The following is a 24515-nucleotide window of genomic DNA, read 5'->3' as shown; positions in this document are numbered from 1 at the left end:
ATGAACTATAAATTAAAGATTAAAGATTTACCTAAAAATGAAAGACCTAGAGAAAAAATATTAAGGTATGGTGCAGAATATCTATCTAATTCTGAACTTTTAGCTCTTATATTGAGGACTGGAACGAAGGAAGATAGTGTTTTAAACCTATGCGATAGGTTATTATCCCATTGTGGAGGCATAAATGGAATTTCCAGCCCCAGTATTAATGACTTAAAGCAGGTAAAAGGAATAGGGGAAGTTAAAGCTACTCAAGTTTTAGCTCTTGCTGAGCTAGCTACTAGATTCAATTCTTTTAAATCTGGTGAAGAGTATGTAGTAAGTAGTCCCAAAGATGTGTCTAATTATATGATGAGACAAATGAAAGGTTTAAAAAAAGAATATTTTAAACTAATTATGTTGAATACTAAAAACATAATTATATCAGTTAAAGATATTTCTATAGGAAATTTAAATAGTTCCATTGTTCATCCGAGAGAAGTCTTTATAGAAGCTATAAAGCTTAGTAGTGCATCGGTGATATTGTGTCACAATCATCCATCAGGTGATCCAACACCTAGCAAAGAGGATATACTAATAACTAAAAGACTAAAGGAGTGTGGAACATTACTAGGAATTGAAGTTTTAGATCATATCATTATTGGTAACGAAGCTTATATAAGCTTAAAAGAAAAAGGTATTGTATAGATTGAGAGGAGAGTTTTTATGGGTTTTTTTGGAAGTTCTAGAGACATTGGAATAGATTTAGGAACTGCAAACACGTTAGTATATATTAAAGGAAAGGGTATCGTACTTAGAGAACCTTCCGTTGTAGCAATAAATAAAAATACAGGAAAAGTTTTAGCTGTAGGTAATGAAGCTAAAAATATGATAGGTAGAACACCAGGAAATATTGTAGCAATAAGACCAATGAAAGATGGAGTTATAGCAGATTTTGATGTGACTGAAAAAATGCTTAGACATTTTATTGAAAAAGTTGGAGGTAAAAATTCCTTTAAAAGTCCAAGAATCATAGTTTGTTTCCCATCTGGGGTAACTGAAGTAGAGAAGAGAGCAATTGAAGAAGCAACTAAGAGTGCTGGAGCTAGAGAAGTTGGATTATTAGAAGAACCAATGGCAGCAGCTATAGGTGCCGGACTTCCAGTTGGAGAACCTACAGGAAGTATGGTTGTAGATATCGGTGGAGGTACTACAGAAGTAGCAATAATATCTTTAGGTGGAGTTGTTACAAGTATGTCATTAAGAGTTGCAGGTGATGAATTAGATCAAGCAATAATAGCATACATAAAAAAACAATATAATTTAATGATTGGTGAGAGAACTTCAGAAAATATAAAAATACAATTAGGTTCAGCTTATGAGTTAGATGAAAAGGCAGAAAATATGCAAATTAGAGGAAGAGATTTGATAAGTGGTCTTCCTAAAGTAGTAGAAATAGGTGAAGATGAAGTAAGAGAAGCTTTAAGAGAACCTGTATACTCTATTATAGAAGCTATAAAAACAACATTAGAAAAAACACCACCAGAACTTGCAGCAGATATTATGGATAAAGGTATAATGCTTACAGGTGGCGGAGCTTTATTAAAAGGATTAGATGCACTAATAGCCCATGAAACCCATATGCCAGTAAATATAGCAGAAATACCATTAGATTGTGTAGCTGTAGGAACTGGAAAAGCATTAGACAATGTAGATATTATGAGTAGAAGATAAAAAATGAAGATATTCAAGAATAAGCTGGCAGTAATAGTTATACTACTGTCAGTGTGCTTTTTGGGGTTAATTGGTTATTCGGTTCAAAAGGATAAGATGTTCATGGTGGAAAATGGTGTAGGAAGTGCTATAAACTCTGTTCAAGGTGTTGTTTATAAAGTAGGTAGTAAAATAAAAAGTTCTTTTAACTTAGTCCTTAATTTAGGAGATATAAAGAGTGAAAATGAGGAGTTAAAAAAAGAAAATGAAAAGTTAAAATTTAATGCTACTCAAAATGAGCTTTTAAGAAAAGAAAATGACAAACTTAGAGGCATGTTAAACTTTGATGATCTCAAGGATCAGTATAATTATATAGGTGTAGATATTCAAGGTTTAGCTGGAAATAATTTTTTGGATGGATATGTAGTTAATAAAGGTGAAAAAGACGGAATAGAAAAAGGTATGATTGCTATAGAAGGAGAAAGTCTAGTTGGTCAAGTTACTAGTGTTGGTAGTAATTGGAGTATAGTTCAATCTATTTGTAACGAGAATATGGCTGTAGCAGGATATGTATCGAGCACTGGAGAAAGCAATGGTATTGTAAAGGGTTATAAGGGAAATGATGATAAGTTTCTTACGGAAATTACAGGACTTTCCATGGATTCAAAAATTAAAGAAGGGGACACTATAACAACCTCTGGACTAGGTGATATATATCCGAAAGGAATTAAAATAGGAGAAGTTCTAGAAGTCTATGAGGATAGAGCAAAGGTTGTGAAGAGGGCAATTGTGAAGCCAGCAGTAGATTTTAATAAGGTAGAGCAACTTGTGATTATAGTGCCAAAGGAAAAAAGAGATGTTAAGTAGTGATACTAAGGTTAAAAAAATATTATATTTATTTTTAATAATCATCACTCTTTTTATTTTCGACAATGCAATTGCACCTTTTTTTGCTATAAAAAATATATACCCAAGCGTTCTTTTTGTATTTATAGTTTGTTATTCAATGATAAATGGGTATGGTGAGGCAACAGCTATTGGTGTTATAACAGGAATCCTTCAAGATATTTATTTCCCAGGAGTTATGGGAATTAACATGTTAGTAAACATGTTAATTTGTTTAATAGCAGCTAAAATTGGAAAAGGAATTTTCAAAGATAAAGTTATCATACCTATTTTTTCAACATTCCTACTGAGTTTATTAAAGAGTATTTTTATTTTTGCTATGTTTATATTAATAGGAGCTAGTAATGATTTTTTACACTTAATTATATATAAAGCTATTTATGAGATGATAGTGGCTTTACTGATATATAAGATTATACTTAAGTTTAGTGAAACCAAAACTATAAAAAAGGAATGGAGATTCTAAAGAAAGTATGAAAAGAAATAAAATAGTAAATAAAAATAAACAAATAAATAAAAGTAAAAAAAGTAAAAAAATTTTTTCAAGATATAACGTATTCTATATAGCTATGGCAGCTATTTTTATTGGAATTACAGGAAGATTACTCTATTTACAAGTAGTAATGGTAGACGATTATAGGGAAACAGCTAATAGCAATAAATATAAAAATGTTTCTGTTGCAGCAGCTAGGGGAGATATAATAGATAGAAATGGTAAAGTTTTTGCTGAAAGTGTACAAAATTATGTATTACAATTTAGTGAAACAGAAGAAAGTAAAAAGTATTTTTTTGAAACTATGTCTAGAGTTTTTGAAATATTAGATGAAAAGCAAATACCTATTGTAGATGAATTTCCTATAATTATAAATAAAGAGGGAAAACTAGAATATAACTTTAAAGCTACCGATGAACCAAGTAGAAAATGGCTAGAACTTAGATTTAAAAAGGATAGAGGCTTTTTAGAGAAGGTAGTAAAGAAAGAATATGGTGAAGAAAAGAAAACCTCAGAGTTAACAAAAGAGCAAGCAAAACACGTAGATGAGTTGTTATTACAGATATCTGCTGAAGAGGCTTATAAAACTTTAGAGAAAGATTATGGTGTAGATAGATACTATGAGTTAACTCTTCCTGAAAGAAGAAGGTTTTTACTATTAAAAGATGCTATGAAGATGCAAAGTTTTTCAGGTTATAGTCCGGTAGTAATTGCAAATACTTTAGATCAAGAAACTGCTTTTCTATTTGAGCAGCTACAACCAGATATGCCAGGGATAATAGTAGATACTCAGCCTAGGAGAAATTATCCTAATGGAGAGTTAGGTTCTGCATTTTTAGGATATATGTCTCAAATTAACCCTTGGGAACAAGGAAAATATGAAGAAAAGGGCTATGATGTAAGTACTGATGATGTAGGAAAAGCTGGTATAGAAGCAGCCTATGAATCCTATTTAAAGGGAACTAAGGGACAAGAAAGTATAGAAATTAATAAGCAAGGACGTAGAGTTAGAACTCTAGGACAGGTTGAAGCTTATCAAGGAAAAACTGTACAATTAAACATTGATATGGATGTGCAAAGGGCTGCAGAAAAGGCACTAGACGATGTGATGGCTGATCTGCAAAAGAGTGGAAAAAATTATTATGGAGATAGTACTAATGCAACTAGAGGAGCAGCAGTAGCCCTAAGTACTAAGGGGGAAGTATTAGCCCTTGTTAGTAGACCAGGTTTTGATCCAAATATATTCACAGACCCTGGAAAATTAAGTACTGAATTGTCACAGCAATACTTTAACCCAGATTTAGAAGCTATGGGAAAAGAGTATATTAAAAAAAGAGGGCTTGCAAATAAAAAAGGTATTTTAACAGATGAGGAATTAACTAAAAGTTTAGCAGAAAGAGAGCAAATATTGCTAGATAAAATGTTCCCAATAGATAAAAGTATAGAAGGAAATACTGATAAAAGAGAAGACAAATACGATATATTCCCTAAGCCTTTTTATAACTACGGAACCTTATCATTAGTTCCACCAGGATCTACTTTTAAGCCAGTTACTGCTCTTGCAGGACTAGAGGAAGGTGTTATTAATGAAGGTACAAAAATTTTAGATGATGGATATTATGATCACAGATACCCTAGTTATAAAGGATCTTGTTGGATATATAATATGAATAATCGACATGGCTCCCATGGAAAAATTGATGTAAAAGAAGCTTTAGAGGTTTCTTGTAACTATTTCTTTTATGATGTAGCAGATCGCCTTTTTATGAAAGGTGGCGCAGAAAAAAGTCCTAAAAATGCTTTAGATTTAATAGCAAAATATGGTTGGCAGTTAGGTCTAGGATTACCTCAAGGTAGTGATTTAAAAGCTTCTACAGGTATAGAGATTGAAGAAAACTTTGGTCAAATATATAATTATGAATCAAATAAAAATGTTCAAGCCAATACATTTATAAATCAAATGGCTGAATACTTAGAAAAAGGAATTAGCTCAGTGAATGCATCACATCACTACAAGTCTTTTGATATTACTCAAAAAGATGAAAGTGGTAGCGGGAAAGAATTAGAACAAATAAAACTTACTAACTCTAAGAAAAAGACTTTAGTGGATACCATTAGGGGTGAAATGAAAAAAGATGAAAGACCTGACTATGATAATATTATGAAAATGTTGAAGCCTTTAGTTGAAGATATTATTAACACTAATGAAGATATAAAGGCATTAGGATATTCTGAAGCAGATATAGATAATATTGTTCTTGCAATGTATAATGCTATAAATGATACTAATGGATATATTAAATCGGCAGCTAATGCCTATGATGCATCCATAGGTCAAGGTATGAATCAATTTACACCGTTACAACTAGCTAGTTACCTTGCTACCCTTTTAAATGGTGGAGATAGATATGATGTGAAGCTAGTTGATAAAATTATTGATAGTGAGACTAAAGAAGTTATTGAAGATATAGAGCCAAAGATTATAAGCAAGGCTAATTTTAGTAAGGAAAACATTGAAATTATTAAAGAGGGAATGGGAAAGGTTACTCAAGGAGAAAATGGTACAACTTCATCTGTATTTAATGGATTTCCTATACCTACTGGAGGTAAAACAGGTACTTCTAACGTGGTAACTTATGATCTCCAAGAACCTCTCGGAAGGGATGCAGCCTCTGTATATGTAGGTTTTGCACCTTATGATAATCCAGAGATTGTAGTATGTTCTATAGTATTCGATGCTGCCCACGGTGATGGAAGTATTGCCAAGGCAATGTTTGAAGCTTATTTTAAGGAAGAAATATTAAAAACTAATCCTAATTACGAATTTAAATATAAATAAAAAAGATAACAAATGGATTACCATTTGTTATTTTTTTAAATGAGTATTGTTATATGATTAACATTTCAACAAAAAACTTTAATTTTTATTAATATAAAGAAGGAATTTAGGCTGTATACGTTGAAATAGTAAGAATATCTCGATATGTGGAGGTTACATATGCAAGATGATGGTATAAAATTTAAAGGCGAGAAAGATGGACTTAATTTAGTTGTAAATATTAAACTCTTTAGCTCTATAGAAAGCTTAATTGAAGCATTGAGAGTAAAGCTTCGAAAAGGTAGAAGATTCTATAAGGGTGCCTCCATTAAAATAACTGTGGATATGAGGCAATTAGAAGCTAGAGATTTAAGAGCGATACGAGACTTTTTATCAACAGAATTTATGATAAAGGATTGCTCTTTTATAAATTTAGAAGATAGTAGTAAAAAGGTTTTTAATGGTATAAATGAAGGTAAAACTAAATTTGTCAGAAAAACTATAAGAAGTGGTCAAAGATTTGAATATTCAGGAAACATAGTTATTGTAGGAGATGTAAATTCTGGAGCAGAGGTATATGCCGCAGGAAATATAATAGTATTAGGTTCAGTTAAAGGTAGTGTATATGCTGGAATTAATGGTAATAGCAGTGCTATAATAGCAGCCTTTGTGTTAACACCGCATATAATGCAAATTGCTGACGTAATTACTAGATCTCCAGAAGATATGGATAAACCTATTTATCCAGAGTTGGCAAAAATTAAAAATGGCAATATTGTTGTAGAACCATATTCAGTAAATAAATATATTTAATCGGAGGTATTGTTAAATGGGAGAGGCTATAGTTATAACATCTGGGAAAGGTGGGGTAGGAAAAACTACTACTACAGCAAACATAGGTACAGCTTTAGCATCAATGGATAAGAAAGTAGTTGTTATTGACGGAGATACAGGATTAAGAAATTTAGATGTTCTCATGGGACTTGAAAATAGAGTAGTATTTACATTAGTTGATGTTATTGAAGAAAAGTGTAGATTAAAGCAAGCACTTATAAAAGATAAGAGATTTAGTAATTTATTTCTTCTGCCTACAGCACAAACTAGAGATAAAAATGATGTAGATATAAATGAAATGTTAAGAGTTGTAACAGAGTTAAAACAAGAGTTTGACTATGTAATTTTAGATTGTCCTGCAGGTATTGAACAAGGCTTTGAAAATGCAATTGTAGGAGCAGATTGGGCAATTGTTGTTGTAAATCCAGAAATTACATCTGTTAGAGATGCAGATAGAGTGATTGGAAAGCTAGATGCTAAGGGTGTAGAAAGACAAGAGCTTATAGTTAACAGAATGAACTTTGATATGGCTAAGAACGGTGATATGTTAAGTATAGAAGATATAAAAGAATGTTTAGCTATTAAGGTTATAGGGGTAGTACCAGATGATAGAAAGGTAACTATATCTACTAATAAGGGTGAGCCTATAGTGTTAGATAGTTCTGCTTATGCTGGTCAAGCATTTAAAAACATTGGAAAAAGAATTTTAGGAGAAGAAGAGCCATTCCTAGATTTTAATGAAATATACGGCCAAAAAGGTTTTATGAGTGCAATAAAAAAGTTATTTGGAGGAGGTAGAAATTAGATATGGGCTTGTTTAAAATTTTTTCAAGCAAAGTATCTTCAAAGGATATTGCTGCAGATAGATTAAAACTTATTCTAGTCCATGATAGAGCTACAGTTTCACCAGATTTTTTAGAAAATATTAAAATGGAGTTACTTAAGACTATATCTAATTATGCAGAAATTGACAATGGAGAAGAAATTGAAATAAGAATAACTACTAGTGATGAATATGAGGGGAATTCTCCAGCTCTAGTGGCTAGTATACCTATTAAAAAAGTTAAGACAAGATAGTCAATAAAGCTATGTTTTTCATAGCTTTTTTTCCTTGTTGTGATATAATAGGAACAGGTATGGAGGGAGATGCAAATGAATAAATTATTTGAGAAATTTAAAATAAATACCAAATTAATTAAGAACATAGATTTTAGTATTTTAATTGTAGTATTTTTAATTGTAGCCTTTGGTATAGTTAATATTTATTCTGCCATTGGGCCTAAGTATGCTATGCTTCAATTTTGTTGGATGATCGCAGGTATGATAACTATATACTTCATATTAACATTAGACTATGTGCAAATATTAAATTATGCACCTATTATATATTGGGCAGCAGTTATACTTTTGCTTTTTAATGATATAACTGGTAAGGCAGTAAATGGAGCTAATGCATGGATTAAGTTGGGAAATAGAGCTATTCAACCTGGAGAATTTGCTAAAATTGGTATGATCCTTATGGTTGCAAAGGTTATAGAAAATGCTGAAGGTGATATAAATGATATAAAAACATTTTCTAAAATAGCCCTTTATGCAGCTATTCCAATGATACTAATTGTAATACAGCCAGATATGGGACTTACCATGGTTTCGTTTTTCATAATGTTAGGTATAGTGATTGTAGCAAACTTGAATTGGAAGGTTATAGTTGGGGGTCTTTCTGCAGTAGCAGTGGCAGTTGTAGGAATTTGGAATTCGCCTCTTATGAAAGAATATTGGAAAACAAGATTTAAAGCTGTTATTGATCCTGAAATGTATGCACAAACAGAAGGGATGCAGCTAATTCAATCTAAAATAGCCATAGGTTCTGGTGGAATATTTGGTATGGGATTTATGAATGGAAAACAATATAAGTTTGTACCAGAAAACCATACTGATTTTATCTTTGCTGTAATAGGTGAAGAATGGGGATTAGTTGGAGCTTTAGTGCTTATGATATTATATGGAATACTTTTATGCAAACTTATAAATATAGCAAAGAACTCAAAAGATATAGCTGGAGGTATTATAGTGGTAGGTGTTGTAGCATCTATACTATTTTCAATAATACAAAATATAGGGATGACCATAGGTTTACTTCCCATATCAGGTATAACATTACCTTTTGTTAGTTATGGTGGAAGTTCTATGTTAACTTATTTTATATCTTTAGGATTAGCTTTAAATATAGGTATGAGAAAGAATAAAATTAATTTTTAGGAGTGATTTAAATGAGAGTTGCATTGGTTGCACACGATAAAAAGAAGGATGACATCATTGATTTTGCTAAAAGATATAAGGATGTACTAAAGGATCATGAACTTTATGCTACAGGTACTACAGGAAAGCTTATTAATGAAATAGTTGGACTTCCTATATATAGATTTTTATCAGGTCCACTAGGTGGCGACCAACAAATAGGAGCAAGACTTGCTGAAGGAAATATGGATATGATAATTTTTTTAAGAGATCCTCTTACAGCTCAACCCCATGAACCTGATGTAACGGCACTTATAAGACTCTCAGATGTACACTGTATACCTCTCGCAACTAATATCGGTACAGCAGAAGTATTCATGAAGGCTCTAAAAAATAGATAATAAAATTAGTATTAATATTATATAAAAGAAGCTGTCTCAAGACAATTTGCCAATCTTTTTAAAATATTGAGTTTGTACTTAAATATAAGTTCAAGCTTAACATTAGTTTAAGATTTAGCTTATGATGAGATAGCTTTTTTTATGAAATAAATTCTCATACCCATCATAAAGTTTAATTTTTTTAATATATATAAATTAGTCATAGTAAATTATGGGAGGATATTTTATGGGAATTTATAATGAATACTATCAAAAATATTATTCTAATATGAAAAAACAATCTGGCATTAGTGAGTATAAGTCTACAAAATACAATGGAAATAATACTAAGGCTAGTCACTATAAAGCAAATGGTAGAAGAAATACCTTCCCTATTTATTTGAACGTTATGGGGAAAGGCTTTGCCAGCATATTTATTGTTCAATGTATAATAGTCCTAATTCTTCTAGCTGGATTATTTGTAGCTAAAACATATCCTAATGGCTACGTTAATAAGGGGTATGATAAGGGGATAGCAATTATAAATAATGGTTTGCTAAATGGGAAAAATATAACTATGGGAAATATAGTCCAAGCATTTAATAAGGAAAATATATTGAACATATTTAAGAAGGAGAAAATAACTGAAGTTTTTAATGAAGTAAAGTCTATAGTTAGTTTCGAGGAAAAGAAAGAAAACTATATAAAAGAAAATTATGTTACTCCTATCACTATCACAGATAAAAAACAAATTACTGTAAAAGACAATAGGCTTTTTCTAAATTTAACTGGTGAAAGTGACATAAAGGCATCTTTTCCAGGAAAGGTAAAAAGTATTACTGAAGGAAAAGAAATTACTTTAACTATAGATTATGGTGATGGTATTGAGATGAAATATTTTGGACTTAGTAACAGTGAAGTTAAAACTGGAGATGTTGTTGATACAGGTGAGGTTATTGGTAAAATCAAGGGAGATGAAGGCAACATATTAAGTATAGAAGTATTTTATATGGGAAATATATTAAACCCAGAGAAATGCTTTAATTTTGAAACTATGATATAGCAAGATTATTAGGGGGAAATCATTGATACGAATAAGCAAATACTTAATACCCTATATAATTTTAATATTGATTATAGGCTTTAAACGTGAGCTAATTGTAGGCTTTATAATCATAATAATCCATGAAATAATTCATTTAATAACCGCTAGAATATTAGGTTATTCAGGATTTTCTATAGACATATTACCAATTGGTACTACGCTAAAATTAAAGGATTTAGAGGAAGCAAGTCCTAAGGAGGATATTATTATATCTTTAAGTGGTCCTATGGGGAACTTTTTAATTGCTCTAATTAGTTATTTTTTAGGAAGATACTTTTCTAATTCAAGTTTTATTGAATTTAGTAATTATAATTTAGTTATAGGTATATTTAATCTTATACCAGCATTTCCCCTAGATGGAGGTCGAATACTAAGAGATATTCTTAATATTAAGCTCATATTTAAAAAAGCTAATAAGATTGCGCTAAATATAAGTATAGTAATAGGATATATATTTGGAGCAATCTTTTTAATGGGATTATGCATGGAACGGCTGGTTTTAGATTTTGCCTTTTTTTCTATATTTATATTAACGATTTCCTATAGGGAAAAAAGGAGGATAGCTTATATAATAATGGGATATATCATCAAAAAAAAGGAAAAACTAATAGGTAGAGGATACTTAGAAAATAAAAGTATTTCTGTTTACTGCAAAATAAATATATTACAATTAATAGAATTAATAGATAAAAACAAGTATAATGTATTTACTGTACTAGATGATGAAATGAACATGATAGGTGTTTTATATGAAGAGGATATATTAAATGGAATTAAGGAGTTGGGAAATATAACTCTTGAAGAACTTCTAGAAAGCTATGAAAAATAGTATAGTTACTTGAAATATTATATGGTTATGCTAAAATGAAACTTAGCTTTAGTAGAGTTTACCTCTGTTGAAGCTAAGTTGAATTAACTTAAGGAGGATACTCAATGAATAAAATTTCCGATGATATTTTGTACAGAGTTGAGAAACCGGCTAGATATATAGGTGGAGAATTAAACTCATACAATAAAGATAAAAACAGTGTAGATATAAGATATGCCTTTTGTTTCCCAGATGTTTATGAAGTGGCAATGTCCCACTTAGGAACCAAAATACTATATCATCTTATGAATGAGAGAGAGGATACCTTCTGTGAAAGATGCTTTGCACCTTGGCCAGATATGGAAAAACTACTAAGAGAAAATAACATTCCATTAGGAACCCTTGAAACTAAGGATTCTCTTAGTGAATTTGATATTTTAGGATTCACTCTTCAATATGAAATGAGCTATACAAATATTTTAAATATGTTAGATATGTGCAATATACCAGTTAGAGCTTCAAAAAGAGGTGAAGAATATCCTATTATCATGATGGGAGGTCCTTGTGCTTACAACCCTGAGCCCTTATATGATATAGCTGATGTATTCATATTAGGAGAAGGAGAAGAAGTTACCCATGACGTTTTAGATATATATAAGGAAATGAAGGGTAAACCTAAGGCTGAATACCTAAGAGCCATATCAAAGATTCAAGGAGTATATGTACCATCTCTTTATGATGTGACTTATAACGAGGATGGCACTATTAAGGAAATGACTCCAAAGTATGAGGATGTACCTAAAACAGTTAAAAAGAGAATAGTCGCAGATTTTAATGCTAACAATTCTCCAGAAAAATTTATAGTTCCTTATACAGAAATTATCCATGATAGGATAGTTATAGAGACCTTTAGAGGCTGTACAAGGGGATGTAGATTCTGCCAAGCAGGAATGATATACAGACCAGTTAGAGAAAAAACCACAGAAAAGCTTATGGAAGAAATCGATGTTCTAGTAAAAAACACAGGTTATCAGGAAATTTCTCTAAGTTCCTTAAGTATTTGTGATTACTCTAATATCCAAAACTTAATATTTTCTTTAATTGAAAAGTATGGAGAAGAAAAAATAGGAGTATCTATACCATCAATTAGAATAGATGCCTTCTCTGTAGATTTAATAAAGGAGATACAAAAGGTAAGAAAGACAGGATTAACCTTTGCTCCAGAAGCTGGAACTCAAAGGATGAGAGATGTAATAAACAAAGGGGTAACAGAAGAAGACTTATTAAGATCTGCTAGAAATGCCTTTGAATCAGGTTGGTCAACTATAAAGCTATACTTTGTTATAGGACTTCCTTACGAAACCGTAGAAGACGTAGAAGGAATTGCACATTTAGCAGAAAAGGTAGTAGAGGAATACTTCCATGTACCTAGGGATGTAAGAAAGAGGGGCTTAAGAGTTACAGTAAGTACTTCTATATTAGTACCAAAGCCATTTACACCTTTCCAATGGGCTCCAATGAATCAAGTGGCTGAAGTGAGAGAAAAAATTTCAAGTCTTAGAGATGCTATAAAAAGTAAGGCTATTAACTACAATTGGCATGAATCGGCACTTAGCTACCTAGAAGCAGTATTTGCAAGAGGGGATAGAAAACTTTGTGATGTTCTAGTGAAGGCCTTTGAAAAGGGCGCTAGGTTTGATGGTTGGAACGAGTACTTCAACTCTGAATTGTGGCAAGAAGCCTTTGAAGAGTGTGGAGTAGATGGAGAATTTTATGCTTATAGAGAAAGAAGCTATGATGAAATCTTACCATGGGACTTCATTGATATAGGAGTAAGTAAAAAGTACCTAATAAGTGAAAATGAAAAAGCTAAGGAAATGGTTTTAACACCGGACTGTAGAGAGAGATGTACAGGATGTGGAATCAATACTAGCTTTAAGGAAAGGGAGTGCTTTGATGGTGCGTTATTTAATAAAATACACTAAGGAAAGTGAAATAAAATTTTTATCTCATTTAGACTTAATGAGAACTATACAAAGAGTTATAAGAAGAGCAAAGTTGCCTATAGAGTATTCTAAGGGGTTTAATCCTCATATGAGCATATCTATAGCACAACCTCTATCAGTAGGAGTATATTCTACAGGGGAGTACTTAGATGCAGTGTTTATTGAAGAGGTAGATGAAAAGGAAATTCTAAAGGCTTTAAATGAAAATACAGTAGGTGGAGTTAAATTTTTATCTGTTACCACCGTGGCGAGAAAAGAAGGACAAAAAAATCAACAAGCCATGGCTACCATAGATGCAGCTAAATATATAATAAAGTTTAAACTGAAGGATGAGTCTGCCCTAGATATGGATTCTTTAATGAAGTTAAGTCAATGGACAATTTTAAAGAAATCTAAATCAGGAGAAAAAGAAACAGATATTAAGCCTTTAGTTAAAGAGATAAAGTACTACATAGATAATGAGATATTAACTGTAGAAGGATTTCTTAGTTGTGGAAGCAGAGAAAATCTATCAGCAAGCTTACTTAGTGAGTTCATAAAAGCACATGTAAATGGAATAAAGGAAGATGCCTTTGTTGATATAAAAAGAGTAGAAATGTATGCTTTTAGAGGAAAAGAACTACTTACACTTCAAGAGTATTTTGCACAGTACTAGGAGTTGATTTAATGAAAAAAATATTCATTGAAAGACAAAATACATTGTTAAAGATTGCAGTGAAATATGGTGATATTCTTAAAGAATGCTTTATAGAAGAAGAGACAGAAGGACCTAAGGTAGGGGACATATATAGAGGAGTAATTAAAAATATAGTACCTTCTATTCATGGTGCTTTCATAGATATAGGTTATGAAAAAAATGGTTATCTTTCCTTAGAAAAAAATCAACATATAACAACCCTTAAAAAAGGTGATGAGGTTATGGTAGAGATAGTAAAGGAAGAAATAGATAAAAAAGGCCCAAAGGTAACTAGAAACCTTTCCTTACCAGGAGCTTATGCAGTACTCACTAAAGAACATAGCCATATAGAAATTTCAAAGAAGATTAAAACACCTAACTTTAAGGAATTAATAGAAGAAGGTATATCAAAGCCTGAGGATGTTGGAATAATAATTAGAACTAAAGCAGAAAATATTGATATAAACATTTTAAAGGAAGAAATAAGTGAGTTAATACATAGATACGAAGAAATATGTAATAAGTTTACTTACTCATCTAAAGTGGGACCTCTTTATAAGGATAATGGAATCCTAAGTAGGGTTTTAAGAAATTATACTGAAGGTGGAGCTGAAATAGTAGTTGATAACTATGAAGATTACATTTACTATGAGAAGTTAATTAAAGAAAAGCATTTAGAAAATATTCATCTCAGCTTTTATGAAGGAACTTTATCCATATTTGATAATTACGGCATAGAAAAAGAAATTTTAGCTTTAAGACATAATAAAATGAACTTATGTAGTGGTGGTAACATTGTGTTAGAACGCACAGAGGCCATGAATGTGGTGGATGTAAATACAGCCAAAAACATAAAGCCATCCTTAAAGGAAAATAATATCGTAGTAACTAATATGGAAGCTGCTAAGGAAGTTGTAAAACAGATAAGGCTGAGAAACCTAGGTGGGATAATAGTAGTGGATTTTGTAGATATGAAATCTAATGAAGATAAAATTCAAGTTTTAAATGTTCTACAAGAAGAGTTTAAAGATGATAAAAATAATACTAAAATATATCCTTTCACAGAATTAAATTTAGTTCAGATAACTAGAAAAAAATATGGTAAATCTATATGTGATTATGTATTTAATCATTGTATTCACTGTAAAGGAACTGGAGAAAAAATTTCTTTAGAATATATATTAAGTATTTTAAAAGGAAAAGTGAAAAAAATAAAATCAGAACAGGGGATTAAAAATATCTATATAGAACTAGATAAAAACTATGAGAATGAAATAAACAGTGACATAGTAAGATTTATAGAGAAATTAGATGCTCTAGACTGTGATATCTTTATTAGATTTCAGGAAAATCTAGATAATTTTAAAGTTGAATCTTTAATTTTTAATAGTCAAATTCAGGCTATGAAAGAATTGAAAGTATTTTCAGCAAAAACTAGATGTAACTAATAATTTTAAGGATAAAAAATACTATAAGTTGCTTTACAATCATTAGCGTATGTGTTAAAATGTCATTTGTAGACCGCACACATAAGGTTTTTTAAACTAACTTATAAAATTTTCTAAAGAATTTGTAAGTTATACCTGAGATGGCGAGACTGGATTGAGGAGGTGTATTTAATGTACGCAGTTTTACTTACTGGAGGAAAGCAATACAGAGTTCAAGAGGGAGACGTTTTATTCGTTGAAAAACTTGAAGCTGAAGTTGATTCAACTGTAGAATTCGATAAGGTTTTAGCAGTTGGAAAAGAAGACGGTTTAGTAGTTGGAAAGCCTGTAGTTGAAGGAGCTAAAGTTGTTGCTAAAGTTGTAGCACAAGGAAAAGCTAAAAAAGTTATAGTTTTCAAATATAAGCCAAAGAAAGACTACAGAAAGAAACAAGGTCATAGACAACCATTTACTAAAGTTGTAATAGAGAAGATTGAAGCTTAATTATGATTAAGGTAAATTTCAAAAGAAAAAAAAGCATGTTAGTATCATTTCATGTAGATGGGCATGCTGAGTATTTTGATGTTAAGCAAAATACAACAGTTTATGATGATGTTGTTTGTGGTTCTGTAAGTAATTTGGCACAGGTAACAATCTTAGGAGTGTTAGAGGTGCTAAAGTTAAAACCTACATATATCGCGGAAGAAGGAAATATAGCTTTAGATGTATCTAAGTTATCTCAAGTGGAAATAGAAAGTACACAAGTCCTACTAGAAACGATGTTATTGGGATTAAAGAATTTAGAAATTAGTTATGGAAAATATATCAAAGTTGTAGTAGAGGAGGTGCAGTGATATGTTACTAATAAACCTTCAGTTATGTGCTCATAAAAAAGGAGTAGGTAGCTCTAAGAACGGTAGAGATAGTGAATCTAAGAGATTAGGGGTTAAACGTGCAGACGGACAATTTGTACTTGCAGGAAACATCCTTGTAAGACAAAGAGGAACAAAAATTCACCCAGGTACAAACGTTGGTATCGGTGGAGATGACACTCTTTTCGCTAAGGTTGATGGAGTTGTAAGATTTGAAAGAATGGGTAAAGACAAGAAAAAAGCTAGTGTTTATCCAATCGATGTAGAAATTGCAATAGCTGAATAGTTAATTAAGCACCCGTAAGGGTGCTTTTTTATGACATAGGACAATTATTTATTAAATCTATGTTATAAAAAAACATCCCTAGGTGTTAATTAGTTAAAAAAAAGCATAGGTAAAATTATTATTTTTGTAAATAATAATACTAAGTCCCTTATATTTAATTCATAAAATATCAAAGGATATTTTGTTAGGAAGGTGAAATAATAATGTTTATAGATACAGCCAAGATTTTTGTACAGTCCGGAGATGGTGGTAATGGTTCCATTCATTTTAGAAGAGAAAAGTTTGCTCCACTAGGTGGACCAGATGGTGGAGATGGTGGAGATGGTGGAAGTGTCATATTAGTAGTAGATAGTAATATGACTACCCTATTAGACTTTTCTTATCACCGTAAATTCGTAGCTCCTAATGGAGGTAAGGGTGAAGGCTCTAAATGCTACGGAAGAGGTGGAGAAGATATTATTATCAGAGTTCCAATGGGAACTATAGTTAAAGATTTTGAAACAGACAAAGTTATGTGTGATTTAGCTCATGATGGAGATAAATTTGTAGTATGTAAAGGTGGAAAAGGCGGAAAAGGAAATGCAAAGTTTTGTACTCCTACAAGACAGGCACCAAACTTTGCAGAACCAGGAATGCCAGGAGAAGAAAGATGGATTAAGCTAGAGCTTAAACTTTTAGCAGATGTAGGACTTCTAGGGTTCCCTAACGTAGGAAAATCAACACTTTTATCCATGGTATCTAAGGCTAGACCAAAGATAGCTAACTATCACTTTACTACTATAAAACCAAACCTTGGAGTAGTAGCGGTGAAAGGTATAGAACCTTTTGTTATTGCTGATATTCCAGGTATTATAGAAGGAGCGGCAGAGGGAGTGGGATTAGGCTTAGAGTTCTTAAGACATATCGAGAGAACTAGAATGCTTATTCATGTAGTTGACATTTCAGGAGTTGAAGGAAGAAATCCTATAGAAGACTTTAAAAGAATCAATGAAGAGCTTAAAAAATATAGCATAAAGCTATGGGATAGACCACAGATAATTGCAGCAAATAAATCTGATATGCTCTACGATGAAGAAGTTTATGAAAACTTTAAAAAAGAATTGAAAGCTTTAGGATATGATAAGATATATAAGATATCTGCAGCTACCAATGAAGGTGTAGATGATCTTATGAAAGCAGCAGCAGAAATGCTTAGTACAATTCCAGTTAAAGAATTAGAAATTTTAGAAGAAGATAAATTTATTCCTGAAGAGAAGAGATTTACTTACGAAATAAATGAAGTTGAAGAAGGTATATTTGAGATTACAGGATCCTTTGTTGATAGATTATTAACTAGTGTAAATGTAAATGAGCCAGATTCATTAAGATACTTCCATAAGGTTTTAAGAAATAAAGGAATTATCGATGAATTAAAGGATATGGGAATACAAGACGGTGACCTAGTAAGATTAAATGACTTTGAATTTGAGTTCTTATTATAAAATTAGGGGGAAATAAATAACATGATAACAACAAAACAAAGAAGCTATCTTAGATCTCTTGGAAATCAATTAGAACCTATATTCCAAGTTGGAAAAGGTGGTATAGAAGAAAATTTTATTAAGCAGATAGATCAAGCTCTAGAATCAAGAGAATTGATTAAGATAAAAACTTTAAATAACAGTGGAATTACAGCAAGAGAAGCTTCAGAGATTCTATGTGAAGAATTAGGTTGCGAAGGAATTCAAGCTATAGGAAGTAAGTTAGTCATATATCGTAAATCTAAGAAAAATCCTAAAGTAGAACTCCCTAAATAAAACTACATTTAATAGAGTTTTAGAAACCTTTAAATATATGTAACTTTTAAACAAGTATACCATTTATTCGATGACTACCAGCTCTAATACTCATCTTCTTCAAAGTGTGAGTAAAGAGCGGCTACGTCTCTGGATAACAATTTCTAAGTATCGAAAATACTGATACCAAGAACTCTGTTTATAGTTGGTAAAATACTTCATATATGGTATTATAATTTAAAGAGGTAATAGCATGAAAAAGGCAATTTTTGGAGGAACCTTTGACCCTATACATATAGGACATATACATATAGCCTATGAAGCACTATATAATTTAAGTCTAGATGAAGTCATATTTATGCCAAATGGTCGACCACCACATAAAAGAGCTAGGGCAGTGACTGAGGAGAAAATTAGGTATAAAATGGTGTCTCAGGCTATAAAAGAGGAGAAAAAGTTCTCCATAAGTGATTTTGAGATAAAAAGTGACAGTTTAAGTTATACTTATAATACTCTAATGCAGTTTAACCATAGGGAGCCTTATACTCAATGGTATTTCTTGGTTGGAGTAGATAGTTTAATGACTTTAAGGCAGTGGAAAAATATTCATATAATATTAGATAACTGCACTTTAGTTGTATTCTCTAGAACTGGATATGCTATGGATGATGTACTGAAAATGAAAAAGGAATTAGAGGAAGATTGTGGTAGGGAAATAATTTTGTTAGAAATGTCTCTTTTAGATATATCGTCTACAGAAATAAAAAAGAAAATTTCAGAAGATAAAAAGGTTAGTTATCTTCTTCCCCAAGGGGTCGAGGAGGTAATTAATCAATATAATTTATATAGAAATAAGGTGTAAGGTATGTGGCAGGAAAATAGAATAAAGGATTATATAAAAATTCATCTTACAAAGGAGAGATATAACCATAGTTTAGGTGTAATGAAAACTAGTGAAGAGCTTGCAAAACATTATGGGATAAATCCTAATAAAGGTAGAATAGCTGGGCTTTGTCATGATTGCGCTAAAAATTTTTCTGCCAATGATTTAATTAATAAAGCAAGAAGTAATGGGATAATTATTTCTGATATATATTACAAATCTCCTCAGCTTTTACATGGTTTAATTGGAGCATATATTTCAAAGGAAATGTTTCATGTGGAAGATGAAGATATTTTAAATGCAATAAAATATCATACTACAGGGCGAGAAAATATGTCCACATTAGAAAAAATAGTTTACATTGCTGATTGCATAGAGCCTTCAAGAAATTTTAGAGGTGTGGAAGAGTTAAGGGCTTTAGCCTATGAGGATTTAAATAAGGCCCTTTTAAAATCCTTTGAAGATACTATAATGTATATACTATCTAGAGGCTCAATAATGCATATAGATACCATTAAAGCTAGAAATTATTTATTAGTTACCAAAAGAAACTAATATTACTAGGTATTTAATTATCTAGATAATATATAATAATTTAATTTGGGGAGGCAAATAAAATGGAGAAGATCATAATTAACACAGAAAAAGCACCTGCAGCTTTAGGACCATACTCACAGGCAGTTAAGGTAGGAAATTTACTATACACTTCAGGTCAACTACCAATCAATGAAGCTGGAGAATTAGTAAATGATGATATACAAAAAGCTACAGCTGTGTGCTTAGAAAATGTTAAAGCAATTCTTGAAAAAGCTGGTACATCTTTAGATAAAGTTGTTAAAACTTTAGTATTCATAAAGGATATGAATGATTTTGCAGCCATGAATGAAGTATATGGAAAGTATTTTACGACAAATCCACCTGCAAGATCTTGTGTTCAACCAGGTAAATTACCAAAAGATGCTTTAATAGAAATAGAAGTAATAGCAATAGTAGAATAATTAAGTATATGATTAAGCCTCCTAAACAAGGAGGCTTAAATATTTATAAATAGAGGTGACTAAGAAGATGAGTGTTATTACATATAAGGTAGGAAGAGAAGGCCAGGATGTGAAGATAAGAGATTACATGAAGGAGAGTTTAAATCTTTCAGGTAGATTCATTCGTGGGTCAGCTATGAATAGAAGGTTAAGAGTAAATGGTAAGGAAGTAAAGCTTAATTATAAGCTTCAAGAAGAAGATATTATTGAAGTTACTGTAAATGCAGAGGAAAGCCAAAATATAGAAGGTGAAGATTTAAACATACAAGTTATTTATGAAGATGATGATTTGTTAATAGTTGATAAGCCTCCTTTTATGGTAGTTCACCCAACTAAAAGCCATCCTATGGGAACCTTAGCTAATGGAGTTATCCATCATTTTAGAAGTAATAATGATAATTCTATAGTAAGATTAGTTAGTAGATTAGATAGAGATACTTCTGGACTTATAATGATAGCTAAAAATCAATTTTCTCACATGAATCTAGCGAAATCCATGGATAAGAATTTAATCAAAAAGTCTTACTTAGCAATAATTCATGGAAATCTTGAAAATAAAGAAGGAACTATAGACTTACCTATAGGAAGACCAACAGATGAAACTATAAAAAGAGCAGTTTTAGAAGAGGGTCAAAGAAGTATTACTCATTATAAAGTAGTAGAAAGCTACAAAGTAGGGGCCTTAGTAGAATTGCTTTTAGAGACAGGAAGAACCCATCAAATAAGGGTACATTTAAGCTATGTAGGATGCCCTATATATGGAGAACAACTATATAGTGATTTTAATGATGAAGAATTAATATCTCGTCAAGCTCTTCATGCTTATGCTCTATCTTTGCCTCATCCACGAACTGGTGAGATTCTAAATTTCAAAAGTCATCTTCCGGAGGATATGACAAGGCTTATACATAAACTTCAATCTGTATAGAATATTTAATAAAATTAATAAAAAGAAATGGTGTTGCATGAAATAAAATGCAGCACCATTTCTTTTTTATTAAATTAATATTTTCCTTTGTAAGAAGAGAAAAGTTTTTTTCGTTTCTTGGCTAATTTTCTTTTCTTAATAATATATATAATAGCTAATATTAGAAGAATAATTCCTAAAACTATTCCACCTATAATCATAAATAGATTTTTATAGCTTATAGTGTTATCCTTTGTAGTAACCAAATTACCAACTACAGGAAGCACTTCTTCTTCGTAATCACTACCACTTAAAACCTCACTACTATAGCTTTGACCATTATAATTAACTGCAACAGTAGTAATAATATCCCCTTTATTAAAAAATTTATTACTAAGTGTATCCTTATTTATTGTTATAGATGGCTTTTCTTTAGATGTATTATCTTTAGTATATAGTATGTCTTTTTCAGCCACCAGAGGAATAATTGAACCATTAGTAGTTTTGTAAGTATCTATTTCTTCACCTTTAGAAAAAGCCTTTTGGGTGGAGAAATTTTTAAAGGCCCAATCAAAAAGTTTAGGAGCCTCATCATAATAAGCCTTTTTTTCATCATATAATATTGCTATTATAAACTTTGCATCACCCTTACAAGCAGAAGCTACAAAAGAATGACGAGATTCATCAGTATAACCAGTTTTACCAGCAATGGCATCTGGATAATAGCATTCATAGGCATCATGAAGTAATCTATTATCGTTCCAAAGAGGTCTTTTATCTTTAAATATATTTGTAGGTTCTAAAAATGTAGATTTAGTTTTAGATATTTCAATATATTTTTCATGATTTAATAATTCTTTTTCTATAAGAGCTAAATCATAAGCTGTAGTTCTATGTTTATCATCATAAAGTCCATGTGGATTCACAAAGTTGGTATTTTTACAACCAAGTTCCTTTGCACGTTGATTCATTAATACAGCAAATTTTTCAGTGGAGCCAGAGATATGCTCTGCTAAAGCAGCAGCACAATCGTTAGCAGAAACCATTATTACTGAATATAACATTTCTTCTACAGTCATCTTCTCTCCCACATCTATATAGATTTTTGAGCCCTCAATGGTAGGAGGAAGTTCACCTACAGTTACAATTTCATCTAAGTCACAATTTTCTAAAGTTAAAAGCACTGTCATAAGTTTTGTTGTAGATGCTGGAGGGTAAGGTTTATTTTCGTTTTTCCCATAGACCACTGCCCCTGTATTAGCATCCATAACTACCACACTTTCACCCGTTATTGAAGGTGGTTCTGTGTATGCATATGCATTACTATAACTTAGTAAGGTTATAGTAAAAAATGATAATATGATAAATAATAGCTTTTTCATAGAAATCTCCTTACTATACATATTTAATTTTTATTTAACAAATTTTTTTACACATAATAAATAATTATATCAAAAAATAGTTGGAAGTTCGATAATAATTTATAAAAAAAGTGGATAATATGTTAATTGGGAGGTGTATTAAAGTGAAATTAAAAGAAAAAATTATAGGAGCATTATCCATATTAATACTTAGTATTATATTTTTGGTAGCTGGGTACATAATAAATCATAATAAAGAGGAAGAATATAAAGAAGTATTTGTTAATGAGCGACAGTATCTTCAGGGTGAAAATCTCAAAGGTAGTGGAGAAAATGAAAATAATGAAAATAAAGAAAGTGAGAATAAAGAAAGTAAGAATCAAGAAAATGTAGATAATGGTAAGATAGTTGTAGATATAAAAGGTGCTGTTAAAAATCCTAAAGAATATGAATTAAAAGAAGGTTCTAGAATAAGAGATTTGATAGAAATAGCAGGTGGACTTACAGCAGAAGCTGATGAGGAAAAAATATATTTTTCTAAGATTCTAGAGGATGAACAATGTATTAAAATATATAAAATTGGAGAAGAAGTATTGGATTCAGAAATAGAAACTCAAGGACAGCAGGAAAAGGATACAGGAACTGTAGATTCAAAAGGTATGATAAATATAAATAAAGCAACGGTGGAGGAGCTTATGACAATACCAGGTATAGGTCAAACAAAAGCTCAAAGCATAGTGGATTACAGAAATGAAAATGGAAAGTTTAAATCTGTAGATGAGCTCACAAATATAACAGGTATAGGAGCAAAAACCCTAGAGAAATTGAGAGATAAGGTAGACATAAAATGAGTATTAGTATAGAATTATTAAAGAATTAGTATAATTTTAATACTAAATAAAATTTAATTTTAACGAGAAATAAAGTTTAATTTTAATTATAGATTAAGGAGGTAAAACTATGTCAAAAAGATTAACAGAACTTTCAAAGACCTCTGGATGAGCAGCTAAAATAGGGCCGGAGACCCTTTCAAAAATATTAGATAAATTACCTAAAATGTCAAATGAAAACTTATTAGTAGGAATAGAAACCTCTGATGATGCAGCAGTTTATAAGCTAACAGAGGATATAGCAGCTATTCAAACTTTAGACTTTTTTACACCAGTAGTAGATGATCCTTATACCTTTGGAGCCATAGCAGCTGCCAATTCCCTAAGTGATGTTTATGCCATGGGAGGAAAGCCTACAGTAGCTATGAATATAGTTTGTTTTCCTAATTGCCTTAATATAGATGTATTAGGAGAGATTTTAAAAGGTGGTGCCGATAAAGTTATAGAAGCAGGTGCCGTAGTGATTGGTGGACATACTGTTGAAGATGATGAACCTAAGTATGGATTATCTGTTATGGGAATAGTACATCCTGATAAAATTCTTAAAAACCACGGTTGTAAGGTAGGAGATGTACTTATATTAACAAAGCCTATAGGTACAGGAATTGTTAATACAGCCATAAAGGCTGAAATTGCATCCAAGGAAGTATACAATGAAGCTGTAAAGGTTATGAGTACCTTAAATAAATATGCAGGAGAGATTATAGTAGATTACAATATAAATGCATGTACAGATGTTACTGGCTTTGGAATAATGGGTCATGGATATGAGATGGCATCAGCTTCTGATATAACCATAAAATTATTTAAGGATAAAATTCCAGTAATTAATGGTGCTAGGGAATATGCTGAAATGGGATTAGTTCCTGCAGGAACCTATAACAATAAAGGATATTTAGAAAATAAATATAAATTAGTAGATATTCCAGAATGGTTAGAAGATATTTTATTTGATCCACAAACCTCAGGAGGTTTATTAATATCTACACCTAAGGATCAAGTTGAATCTATGATGGAAAGATTAATGGATTTAGAGATAAAATCTGCTATCATTGGAGAAGTAATTGACAAGGATGAAGTACCTCTAATTGTGGAGTAAAATTACTTATATCTTATTAAAG

At 31.1% G+C, this 24515-nt stretch carries 27 protein-coding genes; 26 read left to right on the top strand and 1 reads right to left on the bottom strand.

Going from position 1 to position 24515, the window contains the following annotated elements; all coding sequences use genetic code 11:
• The 24 genes from radC (at window position 1) to ABDZ93_RS04180 (ending at window position 21164) form a co-directional block, all read left to right on the top strand.
• On the top strand, window positions 1–687 hold the full coding sequence (gene radC, locus ABDZ93_RS04295) for a RadC family protein (protein ID WP_343823946.1): 687 nt from the start codon (window positions 1–3) through the stop codon (window positions 685–687).
• Window positions 688–705: 18 nt separating this feature from the next.
• Entirely contained in the window at window positions 706–1713 is a 1008-nt protein-coding gene (locus tag ABDZ93_RS04290) for a rod shape-determining protein (protein ID WP_343823945.1), read from the top strand.
• A 3-nt stretch (window positions 1714–1716) separates the two neighbouring features.
• Window positions 1717–2559, top strand: coding sequence for a rod shape-determining protein MreC (gene mreC, locus ABDZ93_RS04285; protein ID WP_343823944.1), 843 nt, complete (start codon window positions 1717–1719; stop codon window positions 2557–2559).
• Window positions 2549–3064 (top strand): rod shape-determining protein MreD, encoded by a 516-nt coding sequence (gene mreD / locus ABDZ93_RS04280; protein ID WP_343823943.1) that lies wholly within the window; start codon window positions 2549–2551, stop codon window positions 3062–3064. The genes mreC and mreD overlap by 11 nt, the downstream gene beginning before the upstream one ends.
• 7 nt (window positions 3065–3071) lie before the next feature.
• Window positions 3072–5930 (top strand): penicillin-binding transpeptidase domain-containing protein, encoded by a 2859-nt coding sequence (locus ABDZ93_RS04275; RefSeq protein ID WP_343823942.1) that lies wholly within the window; start codon window positions 3072–3074, stop codon window positions 5928–5930.
• A gap of 159 nt (window positions 5931–6089) precedes the next feature.
• On the top strand, window positions 6090–6722 hold the full coding sequence (gene minC / locus ABDZ93_RS04270; RefSeq protein ID WP_343823941.1) for a septum site-determining protein MinC: 633 nt from the start codon (window positions 6090–6092) through the stop codon (window positions 6720–6722).
• 16 nt (window positions 6723–6738) lie between these two features.
• Window positions 6739–7548 (top strand): septum site-determining protein MinD, encoded by an 810-nt coding sequence (gene minD, locus ABDZ93_RS04265; RefSeq protein ID WP_343823940.1) that lies wholly within the window; start codon window positions 6739–6741, stop codon window positions 7546–7548.
• Window positions 7549–7550: 2 nt separating this feature from the next.
• A complete protein-coding gene (gene minE / locus ABDZ93_RS04260; protein WP_343823939.1) occupies window positions 7551–7820 on the top strand; it encodes a cell division topological specificity factor MinE in 270 nt (89 codons plus the stop codon).
• Between the two features lie 75 nt (window positions 7821–7895).
• Entirely contained in the window at window positions 7896–9002 is a 1107-nt protein-coding gene (rodA, locus tag ABDZ93_RS04255; RefSeq protein WP_343823938.1) for a rod shape-determining protein RodA, read from the top strand.
• Between the two features lie 11 nt (window positions 9003–9013).
• Entirely contained in the window at window positions 9014–9382 is a 369-nt protein-coding gene (mgsA, locus tag ABDZ93_RS04250; protein WP_035128787.1) for a methylglyoxal synthase, read from the top strand.
• A 226-nt stretch (window positions 9383–9608) separates the two neighbouring features.
• Window positions 9609–10424: a peptidoglycan DD-metalloendopeptidase family protein gene (locus tag ABDZ93_RS04245; protein WP_343823937.1), complete on the top strand. Its 816-nt coding sequence runs from the start codon at window positions 9609–9611 to the stop codon at window positions 10422–10424.
• A gap of 22 nt (window positions 10425–10446) precedes the next feature.
• Complete coding sequence (locus ABDZ93_RS04240; protein WP_343823936.1) at window positions 10447–11295, top strand: site-2 protease family protein; 849 nt, start codon at window positions 10447–10449, stop codon at window positions 11293–11295.
• A gap of 104 nt (window positions 11296–11399) precedes the next feature.
• Entirely contained in the window at window positions 11400–13259 is a 1860-nt protein-coding gene (locus ABDZ93_RS04235; RefSeq protein ID WP_343823935.1) for a TIGR03960 family B12-binding radical SAM protein, read from the top strand.
• The gene (locus ABDZ93_RS04230; protein WP_343823932.1) at window positions 13231–13935 is read left to right on the top strand and encodes a TIGR03936 family radical SAM-associated protein; all 705 of its coding nucleotides are present in this window, start codon (window positions 13231–13233) and stop codon (window positions 13933–13935) included. Before ABDZ93_RS04235 ends, ABDZ93_RS04230 begins: the two co-directional genes overlap by 29 nt.
• Window positions 13936–13946: 11 nt before the next feature.
• Window positions 13947–15404 carry an Rne/Rng family ribonuclease gene (locus tag ABDZ93_RS04225; protein ID WP_343823931.1) on the top strand — a complete coding sequence of 486 codons (1458 nt, stop codon included), beginning with the start codon at window positions 13947–13949 and terminating at the stop codon, window positions 15402–15404.
• Between the two features lie 171 nt (window positions 15405–15575).
• Entirely contained in the window at window positions 15576–15887 is a 312-nt protein-coding gene (gene rplU, locus ABDZ93_RS04220; protein WP_035128800.1) for a 50S ribosomal protein L21, read from the top strand.
• 2 nt (window positions 15888–15889) lie between these two features.
• Window positions 15890–16237, top strand: a complete 348-nt coding sequence (locus tag ABDZ93_RS04215) for a ribosomal-processing cysteine protease Prp (RefSeq protein ID WP_343823930.1) — start codon at window positions 15890–15892, stop codon at window positions 16235–16237.
• Window position 16238: 1 nt separating this feature from the next.
• Window positions 16239–16541: a 50S ribosomal protein L27 gene (rpmA, locus tag ABDZ93_RS04210; protein ID WP_343823928.1), complete on the top strand. Its 303-nt coding sequence runs from the start codon at window positions 16239–16241 to the stop codon at window positions 16539–16541.
• A gap of 203 nt (window positions 16542–16744) precedes the next feature.
• Window positions 16745–18022: a GTPase ObgE gene (gene obgE, locus ABDZ93_RS04205; RefSeq protein WP_343823926.1), complete on the top strand. Its 1278-nt coding sequence runs from the start codon at window positions 16745–16747 to the stop codon at window positions 18020–18022.
• 21 nt (window positions 18023–18043) lie between these two features.
• Window positions 18044–18337: a ribosome assembly RNA-binding protein YhbY gene (yhbY, locus tag ABDZ93_RS04200; RefSeq protein ID WP_343823924.1), complete on the top strand. Its 294-nt coding sequence runs from the start codon at window positions 18044–18046 to the stop codon at window positions 18335–18337.
• Window positions 18338–18569: 232 nt separating this feature from the next.
• Window positions 18570–19178 (top strand): nicotinate-nucleotide adenylyltransferase, encoded by a 609-nt coding sequence (gene nadD / locus ABDZ93_RS04195; RefSeq protein WP_343823922.1) that lies wholly within the window; start codon window positions 18570–18572, stop codon window positions 19176–19178.
• A 3-nt stretch (window positions 19179–19181) separates the two neighbouring features.
• Entirely contained in the window at window positions 19182–19754 is a 573-nt protein-coding gene (gene yqeK / locus ABDZ93_RS04190; protein WP_343823920.1) for a bis(5'-nucleosyl)-tetraphosphatase (symmetrical) YqeK, read from the top strand.
• A 62-nt stretch (window positions 19755–19816) separates the two neighbouring features.
• Complete coding sequence (locus ABDZ93_RS04185) at window positions 19817–20197, top strand: RidA family protein (RefSeq protein ID WP_343823919.1); 381 nt, start codon at window positions 19817–19819, stop codon at window positions 20195–20197.
• 67 nt (window positions 20198–20264) lie between these two features.
• Window positions 20265–21164, top strand: coding sequence for an RluA family pseudouridine synthase (locus ABDZ93_RS04180; RefSeq protein WP_343823918.1), 900 nt, complete (start codon window positions 20265–20267; stop codon window positions 21162–21164).
• 74 nt (window positions 21165–21238) lie between these two features.
• On the opposite strand, the gene ABDZ93_RS04175 is transcribed toward ABDZ93_RS04180, so the two are convergent.
• A complete protein-coding gene (locus ABDZ93_RS04175) occupies window positions 21239–22525 on the bottom strand; it encodes a serine hydrolase (protein ID WP_343823916.1) in 1287 nt (428 codons plus the stop codon).
• A 143-nt stretch (window positions 22526–22668) separates the two neighbouring features.
• Here ABDZ93_RS04175 and ABDZ93_RS04170 point away from each other — a divergent pair, with 143 nt between their 5' ends.
• Window positions 22669–23355 carry a helix-hairpin-helix domain-containing protein gene (locus tag ABDZ93_RS04170; RefSeq protein ID WP_343823914.1) on the top strand — a complete coding sequence of 229 codons (687 nt, stop codon included), beginning with the start codon at window positions 22669–22671 and terminating at the stop codon, window positions 23353–23355.
• Window positions 23356–23464: 109 nt separating this feature from the next.
• The gene (gene selD, locus ABDZ93_RS04165; protein ID WP_343823913.1) at window positions 23465–24493 is read left to right on the top strand and encodes a selenide, water dikinase SelD; all 1029 of its coding nucleotides are present in this window, start codon (window positions 23465–23467) and stop codon (window positions 24491–24493) included.
• Window positions 24494–24515: the final 22 nt, after the last annotated feature.

It is taken from the genome of Clostridium subterminale, assembly GCF_039521425.1.
Classification (GTDB): domain Bacteria; phylum Bacillota; class Clostridia; order Clostridiales; family Clostridiaceae; genus Clostridium_J; species Clostridium_J subterminale.
Note: the sequence above shows the minus strand (reverse complement) of the source record. Positions and strands in the feature narration are given on the sequence as shown.

What these genes read in the sequence shown, in the direction of transcription:
- radC (WP_343823946.1), top strand. Translation starts at nt 1, where the DNA reads ATGAACTATAAATTAAAGATTAAAGATTTACCTAAAAATGAAAGACCT.
- ABDZ93_RS04290 (WP_343823945.1), top strand. Translation starts at nt 706, where the DNA reads ATGGGTTTTTTTGGAAGTTCTAGAGACATTGGAATAGATTTAGGAACT.
- mreC (WP_343823944.1), top strand. Translation starts at nt 1,717, where the DNA reads ATGAAGATATTCAAGAATAAGCTGGCAGTAATAGTTATACTACTGTCA.
- mreD (WP_343823943.1), top strand. Translation starts at nt 2,549, where the DNA reads ATGTTAAGTAGTGATACTAAGGTTAAAAAAATATTATATTTATTTTTA.
- ABDZ93_RS04275 (WP_343823942.1), top strand. Translation starts at nt 3,072, where the DNA reads ATGAAAAGAAATAAAATAGTAAATAAAAATAAACAAATAAATAAAAGT.
- minC (WP_343823941.1), top strand. Translation starts at nt 6,090, where the DNA reads ATGCAAGATGATGGTATAAAATTTAAAGGCGAGAAAGATGGACTTAAT.
- minD (WP_343823940.1), top strand. Translation starts at nt 6,739, where the DNA reads ATGGGAGAGGCTATAGTTATAACATCTGGGAAAGGTGGGGTAGGAAAA.
- minE (WP_343823939.1), top strand. Translation starts at nt 7,551, where the DNA reads ATGGGCTTGTTTAAAATTTTTTCAAGCAAAGTATCTTCAAAGGATATT.
- rodA (WP_343823938.1), top strand. Translation starts at nt 7,896, where the DNA reads ATGAATAAATTATTTGAGAAATTTAAAATAAATACCAAATTAATTAAG.
- mgsA (WP_035128787.1), top strand. Translation starts at nt 9,014, where the DNA reads ATGAGAGTTGCATTGGTTGCACACGATAAAAAGAAGGATGACATCATT.
- ABDZ93_RS04245 (WP_343823937.1), top strand. Translation starts at nt 9,609, where the DNA reads ATGGGAATTTATAATGAATACTATCAAAAATATTATTCTAATATGAAA.
- ABDZ93_RS04235 (WP_343823935.1), top strand. Translation starts at nt 11,400, where the DNA reads ATGAATAAAATTTCCGATGATATTTTGTACAGAGTTGAGAAACCGGCT.
- ABDZ93_RS04230 (WP_343823932.1), top strand. Translation starts at nt 13,231, where the DNA reads ATGGTGCGTTATTTAATAAAATACACTAAGGAAAGTGAAATAAAATTT.
- ABDZ93_RS04225 (WP_343823931.1), top strand. Translation starts at nt 13,947, where the DNA reads ATGAAAAAAATATTCATTGAAAGACAAAATACATTGTTAAAGATTGCA.
- rplU (WP_035128800.1), top strand. Translation starts at nt 15,576, where the DNA reads ATGTACGCAGTTTTACTTACTGGAGGAAAGCAATACAGAGTTCAAGAG.
- ABDZ93_RS04215 (WP_343823930.1), top strand. Translation starts at nt 15,890, where the DNA reads ATGATTAAGGTAAATTTCAAAAGAAAAAAAAGCATGTTAGTATCATTT.
- rpmA (WP_343823928.1), top strand. Translation starts at nt 16,239, where the DNA reads ATGTTACTAATAAACCTTCAGTTATGTGCTCATAAAAAAGGAGTAGGT.
- obgE (WP_343823926.1), top strand. Translation starts at nt 16,745, where the DNA reads ATGTTTATAGATACAGCCAAGATTTTTGTACAGTCCGGAGATGGTGGT.
- yhbY (WP_343823924.1), top strand. Translation starts at nt 18,044, where the DNA reads ATGATAACAACAAAACAAAGAAGCTATCTTAGATCTCTTGGAAATCAA.
- nadD (WP_343823922.1), top strand. Translation starts at nt 18,570, where the DNA reads ATGAAAAAGGCAATTTTTGGAGGAACCTTTGACCCTATACATATAGGA.
- yqeK (WP_343823920.1), top strand. Translation starts at nt 19,182, where the DNA reads ATGTGGCAGGAAAATAGAATAAAGGATTATATAAAAATTCATCTTACA.
- ABDZ93_RS04185 (WP_343823919.1), top strand. Translation starts at nt 19,817, where the DNA reads ATGGAGAAGATCATAATTAACACAGAAAAAGCACCTGCAGCTTTAGGA.
- ABDZ93_RS04180 (WP_343823918.1), top strand. Translation starts at nt 20,265, where the DNA reads ATGAGTGTTATTACATATAAGGTAGGAAGAGAAGGCCAGGATGTGAAG.
- ABDZ93_RS04175 (WP_343823916.1), bottom strand. Translation starts at nt 22,525, where the DNA reads ATGAAAAAGCTATTATTTATCATATTATCATTTTTTACTATAACCTTA.